Annotated in this window: 10 protein-coding genes and 1 pseudogene; 9 read left to right on the top strand and 2 right to left on the bottom strand. The window is 62.4% G+C overall.

Features of this window, described 5'->3' with window-relative positions:
• Nucleotides 1-25: 25 nt before the first annotated feature.
• Together MKK82_RS20680 and MKK82_RS20675 are read left to right on the top strand one after the other, a co-directional pair.
• Nucleotides 26-298: a hypothetical protein gene (locus MKK82_RS20680; RefSeq protein WP_243986659.1), complete on the top strand. Its 273-nt coding sequence runs from the start codon at nt 26-28 to the stop codon at nt 296-298.
• Nucleotides 299-381: 83 nt separating this feature from the next.
• Nucleotides 382-675 carry a hypothetical protein gene (locus MKK82_RS20675; RefSeq protein WP_243986657.1) on the top strand — a complete coding sequence of 98 codons (294 nt, stop codon included), beginning with the start codon at nt 382-384 and terminating at the stop codon, nt 673-675.
• Between the two features lie 9 nt (nt 676-684).
• Here the strand turns inward: MKK82_RS20675 and MKK82_RS20670 are convergent, their stop codons facing one another.
• Nucleotides 685-933 carry a hypothetical protein gene (locus MKK82_RS20670; protein WP_243986656.1) on the bottom strand — a complete coding sequence of 83 codons (249 nt, stop codon included), beginning with the start codon at nt 931-933 and terminating at the stop codon, nt 685-687.
• 207 nt (nt 934-1,140) lie between these two features.
• On the opposite strand from MKK82_RS20670, the gene MKK82_RS20665 reads away from it, so the two are divergent.
• From MKK82_RS20665 to MKK82_RS20650, 4 genes are all read left to right on the top strand, one after another.
• Entirely contained in the window at nt 1,141-1,317 is a 177-nt protein-coding gene (locus tag MKK82_RS20665) for a hypothetical protein (RefSeq protein ID WP_243986655.1), read from the top strand.
• Between the two features lie 4 nt (nt 1,318-1,321).
• Nucleotides 1,322-1,549 (top strand): hypothetical protein, encoded by a 228-nt coding sequence (locus MKK82_RS20660; protein ID WP_243986653.1) that lies wholly within the window; start codon nt 1,322-1,324, stop codon nt 1,547-1,549.
• A 291-nt stretch (nt 1,550-1,840) separates the two neighbouring features.
• A complete protein-coding gene (locus tag MKK82_RS20655) occupies nt 1,841-2,044 on the top strand; it encodes a hypothetical protein (RefSeq protein WP_243986651.1) in 204 nt (67 codons plus the stop codon).
• A gap of 4 nt (nt 2,045-2,048) precedes the next feature.
• The gene (locus MKK82_RS20650) at nt 2,049-2,414 is read left to right on the top strand and encodes a hypothetical protein (protein WP_243986650.1); all 366 of its coding nucleotides are present in this window, start codon (nt 2,049-2,051) and stop codon (nt 2,412-2,414) included.
• A 993-nt stretch (nt 2,415-3,407) separates the two neighbouring features.
• Here MKK82_RS20650 and MKK82_RS20645 read toward each other — a convergent pair.
• Nucleotides 3,408-3,599, bottom strand: coding sequence for a hypothetical protein (locus MKK82_RS20645; RefSeq protein WP_243986648.1), 192 nt, complete (start codon nt 3,597-3,599; stop codon nt 3,408-3,410).
• Nucleotides 3,600-3,690: 91 nt separating this feature from the next.
• On the opposite strand from MKK82_RS20645, the gene MKK82_RS20640 reads away from it, so the two are divergent.
• The 3 genes and pseudogenes from MKK82_RS20640 to MKK82_RS20630 all read left to right on the top strand — a co-directional run.
• A complete protein-coding gene (locus MKK82_RS20640; protein WP_243986646.1) occupies nt 3,691-3,894 on the top strand; it encodes a hypothetical protein in 204 nt (67 codons plus the stop codon).
• A 5-nt stretch (nt 3,895-3,899) separates the two neighbouring features.
• A complete protein-coding gene (locus MKK82_RS20635; protein WP_243986645.1) occupies nt 3,900-4,085 on the top strand; it encodes a hypothetical protein in 186 nt (61 codons plus the stop codon).
• Between the two features lie 420 nt (nt 4,086-4,505).
• Nucleotides 4,506-4,670 (top strand): annotated as a pseudogene (locus MKK82_RS20630) (flagellar protein); the annotation flags it as partial.

Below are 4,670 nucleotides of genomic sequence, written 5' to 3'. Positions count from 1 at the left end.
CGGTCGAGCCCAGGAGGGCTAGACGATGTCTGGGCGGGGCAACGTCGAGACGCTGCTCGTGCTGCAGCTTCAGCCGATTGCGGTCGACACCAACAGCCCGGACCGGGAAGGCATGCTGGTGATCGCCAATGGCCTGCTCGTAGCCGTGCTGGTGCGCCTCGCCGAGCCGGAGCACCACAATGTCGGGAGCTGGTTCCTGGAGGTGGGGTTCGGCCGGCTGCAAGGGCAGAGGGTTCCCACCTTCCCCACGCTGGAAGATGCTAGCCGCTGGCTGCGACGACGTCTGAAGCCAGTGTGAGCGATCTCGCGGGTGATCGGATGGGAGATGCTGCCCGCAGGGCCCGAAAGGGACGCCACGGGGTGGGGCAACGGGGATAGATCATGAGCGAACCCGAACAGGGCAGTGCCGAGGCGGTGTACGTGTCGGCCATGGTCGGCGAGATGATGCAGCGCGTTCTCAGTGACGCCCTCGTCGACCTCGCGCGAACCAGGGGGGCCTCCTACCTTGACCTGTTCATGGAGCGCGAGCTGGCCCGCTACGCCGATCTGTTCCGAGAGCAATCGGACGACAGAGCTGAAACTACCAGCATGTTGCGGGCCTGGTTCGTGGTGGAGGGCAGCGCAGCCTTGCGGGCAGTCGTCGCGCGCGCAAGGGCCGAAGCTAGGCGCGACTGACGTGTCGCATCAGGCTGCCGACAGCCGCTTGGTGTTGAAAGCGACGTGCTCGCGGTAGCGGGCGATGACCATCTCCGGCGAGCCGCCAAGCATCAGCGTCGTCATCGCCTCGCCAGCGGCGTGCATCTTCTCGGTCACCATCGATTGCATCTCGGCTCGGCCCTCGCGGCCGCCCCAGGCGAGACGAACCAGCCGCAGCTCGATCACACGCTGAGCTTCGATCGCGAGCATCATTGATGACAGGAAGGGATTGTACACGGCATGCTCCGCACCGCGGCAAATGCGGCGTCGGATCAACGTGGACCATGTCAGGATTGATCCTGCTTAAACATTTTAAGTGAATACGCCGCACCCCCAGCTTCAAATAAACTAGCATCCTTCGGTCGAGATCTGGGTTCACCCCTTAGCACCGTGCTTCCCGTCGCCTGTTCTTCGGCGGTTTTTCCGACCAATAAGGTACGGCTCATGGGCAGCGGCATTTCCCTTTTATTTTTGGCGCTCGGGACGATTGGCAGTGTTGGCTTCCTTGCATTGGCTGCACGAAAGCAGGTCGCTAATTTGAAGGGCGACCCGGAACGGTCCAATCTCATCAAGGACCATGGTGGCGTGCCGCGTCCGAACATGCCGGGGACGGAGCACTGAACCCATGACCGCGGCTGAAAGAGCGAACGACGATCCGATCGAGGCGGCGGTGCTGGAACGGACGCGGCAGAACTTCCTCGACAACGGTCCGAGTGATCGGATGTGGGCAGATCCCTCCCCTACAAAGGGATCCACGATGAGCGCCGGTTTCGCGCTGAGCGCGGACCAGCGCGCTGCGTTCATCGCTGCGGCGCGAACGGAGATCGCATCGGAGAGCAAGGCGGCCGATTGACCGGAAGGGCTTCAGCTTACGAGCGCAGGCGCGCGTCTTGGCATTCTTGCGCTGTATGAGAGCAACAGCAAGACGCTGGCCACGATGGCCACGATGGCCACGCTGGTCGCGGCCGGCATCCCTAAACGGGCGATCCGGTTCGTAGCCGCCCCCGCTGATGTACATGACGGCCACGCCGAGGCGCGAGCGTCGCTTCCCGACGGGCCCCGGCCTCTGGGATAGGCTCGGAACGATCGGCTCGCCTCCAGAGGCGCTAGATGCCTACGCGAGCGGCTGAGTTAGGGCGCGACGATGCTGAACTTCGTGATCGCGGACGCTCAGCGGGACCATGTCATGGGCATCCTCAAAGAACACGGCTTGGTCGATCCGACGCTGCGCCTCGCAACGTGGCGCATGGAAGGCGGGGGTAGGTCATCTCCGATTTCGACAGAAGGCTGGGGCGGCTATTCCGCCACCTCGACCGGTGCGACGGACATCACGAAGAGACGGGAATAAGTTGATGGCCCTGTTCGCTCCCGTCAGATCCGAGAAGACCGACCTCGATGCGGTGCGACGGTACGCGGCGAGCGTCATCGCGCGATCCGAGGGTGAGGACTTGCAGATGAAGGCGGTCACCCTGGCGCTGCTCGGCGGCATCATGTGGCGCGGCGCGCCAGGATCAACCGAGATGATCCAGGACGAGGTGGGCTCTAAAGCCATCCTCTCGGCCACCCTCGGCAGCCGCCATCTGACCTTCACCTACGACCAAAATACCGAGTCGATCGAGATGCGCGAGGGAACGACGGATGGTCCCGTCCTGCACCGTTTCTGCAACCGAACTCTGATCAACGACGTCGAAGAGACCTTCAGCGCCTTGTGGCGCTGAGAGAGATCGATCCGGTCCCTTTAGGGACAAACCAGCCGGGTCATCGGCATCGAGTTCAGCACGCACAACCGCGTGTTGCAGGAGACGCGTAGTCGCAAGCTTGTCACTTTGCACTGGCGCATCCTGGTCGTGAAGTCCTGGTATAAGCTGATCCGGATTTGTGAATTCGATGCGGCAAACCTGCACCTGCAGCAGCGAGTGGCTGAATGACTTGCGAAGTGAAGATCAAGGACCAGTGGCGCCCGGTCAGCCTAGACGAGGCGGTAAACCGCTATGCTCCGGCCATGAGGCGCTGTCCCGCCTGCCATGGACGCGTGTCGATCACCGGCTCCTACAGCGGGCCCGCCTTCGGCAAGTCAACGACGCACCGGAGAGCCCACGTCGGCTGCCCTCTTAAGCCTGATACCTACTGCGGCATGCCTTCGCCGCATCCGCTGGCGTTGACATAATATCCAAAGCTACCTCCTGGCCAGATCGGACCACGGGCTGGCGGAGCATTGGTGCTGTTCCTCTCCTCACGGCGAGGGGCCAGATACGCGACGCGGCCCGAGTGGCAGGATGGGTGAGGGCGGTTAGCCGAGCCTCAACCATGCCGTCCGGGAGAGCCCCAGATCAGGATGCCGGTCCGCAGTGGCAGTCCGTAAAGGCTGAGATTGGACGGACTGCCACTCCTCACCGTCCCAGTTCCATTCGGGGGTCGAACCCAATCAGCTTGACTGCGATTAATGAGGTTGGCCGGATCGAGGAAGCCCACTGGGCCTGGGTCGACCCGCGAAAGCCGCTGCTTCAACCGCGAACACCCAGCAGCGGGCCACAAAGGTACCGATTGGGTTCAGACCCACGGCGATCGAAATGCCCCCGCAGGACAAGAACCTGCTGGTCGACAAGGCCACCACGCCCGGACTGCGCCGGACCATGGTGATGACCGCCGTGATCATGGGCCGCCCGGTCCAGGGGTGAGTGGGCTTGGCGATGGAACGGAGGATTAGGCGGTCAGTCCGGCTTGCGCGTGCGTAAGGGCCGCGCCTTCGACGGCAGGGCCAAATCGCAGTCCCTCAGGATCTCGCGAAGGATCAGTTCCCAACCGTGGAGGGTGGGTTCCTCGTTGTCCAGGGCGCCTTGAGCGAGAACCTGGATCGCGCCGAGGGCGACGAGGGGGTCCAGAGGCTTGGGGTCGTCACGCATGGAAGGCGCCCTTTGGCTTGGCGAGAGGACCAAGCTAACCTGAGATCAGTCCGGCTTGGGTTTGGTATGCTCGTCGGACTACCTGCCCAACATGAATGAACAGGAACCGCCACCGATAGACCGCCTCGCCATTCAGCGTGTGCTGAGGCGCGTTGATGGTTTTGCTCCTGGCCTAAGGCTTGATGATGCGACTGCCCGGCGGGTCGTGGAAGAGGTCATCACCGACATGCCAACGCGCACGGATGACGACCGTCTAATGGAAGTCCGCAAGCGCTTGCTGATCGCGACGGAGTAGTAGCGATGGAAGAGGGTGCCGATCCAGTCCGAGAGGCCGTCGCTGTTCTTCAAGCTCACGGTTACACCGTCGAGCACGACGAGGATTTTGAGTGCTGGCGCATCGATGGCGGTGAGTGGCGATCCCTAGGAGATCTGCTGTTTCTCGCCATATGCCTCGGGCTCAACAGGGTTTCGACTCGCCTGCAGTGATCGGCTACGGCACGGGCCCTGTTAGCCCGCAGGCCGCCAGCGCCGTCACCAGCACCGTGAAGCCGACCAACGATGCCATGGTGGCGATGCTGGTCTGAACTCGACGCCTCATCGGTCGACCGTCTTCTTGACGAACATCCGCACCTAAGGGCCTCAGGCTTAACTGAGCTTGGCCTAATAGGCCGAGCTGCGCTTGAACACGAGACGAGTCCGCTCGGCTGAAAACATTTAATTGTTGATAGTCATGGGCGTGCCGCGGCGAAGGATCTGCAGCGTTGAAACCATACCGCTTCGCCTGAAAATGTTAACTACGATCGATTGAGGCCGACTGATCTATCGCAATCTTAACGTGGATTGAGTTCGAGGGTGTTTCTGTTGCGGCACCCCAAAGCGGGTCGCCTAAGTCAGAAAGATCGAACGATGTCCTCCATCACCCTGTCGGCTGCCACGCGTCAGAACCTGCTCTCGCTGCAGGACACGGCGCAGCTGATGGCGACCACGCAGAACCGCCTCGCCACCGGCAAGACGGTCAACTCCGCCCTCGACAACCCGACCAACTTCTTCACCTCCCAGGCCCTCGACAGC

The sequence above is a fragment of the Methylobacterium sp. E-046 genome (genome assembly GCF_022829625.1).
GTDB lineage: Bacteria > Pseudomonadota > Alphaproteobacteria > Rhizobiales > Beijerinckiaceae > Methylobacterium > Methylobacterium longum.
The sequence above is the reverse complement of the archived record's forward strand: the minus strand, read 5'-3'. Positions and strand labels throughout refer to the sequence as shown.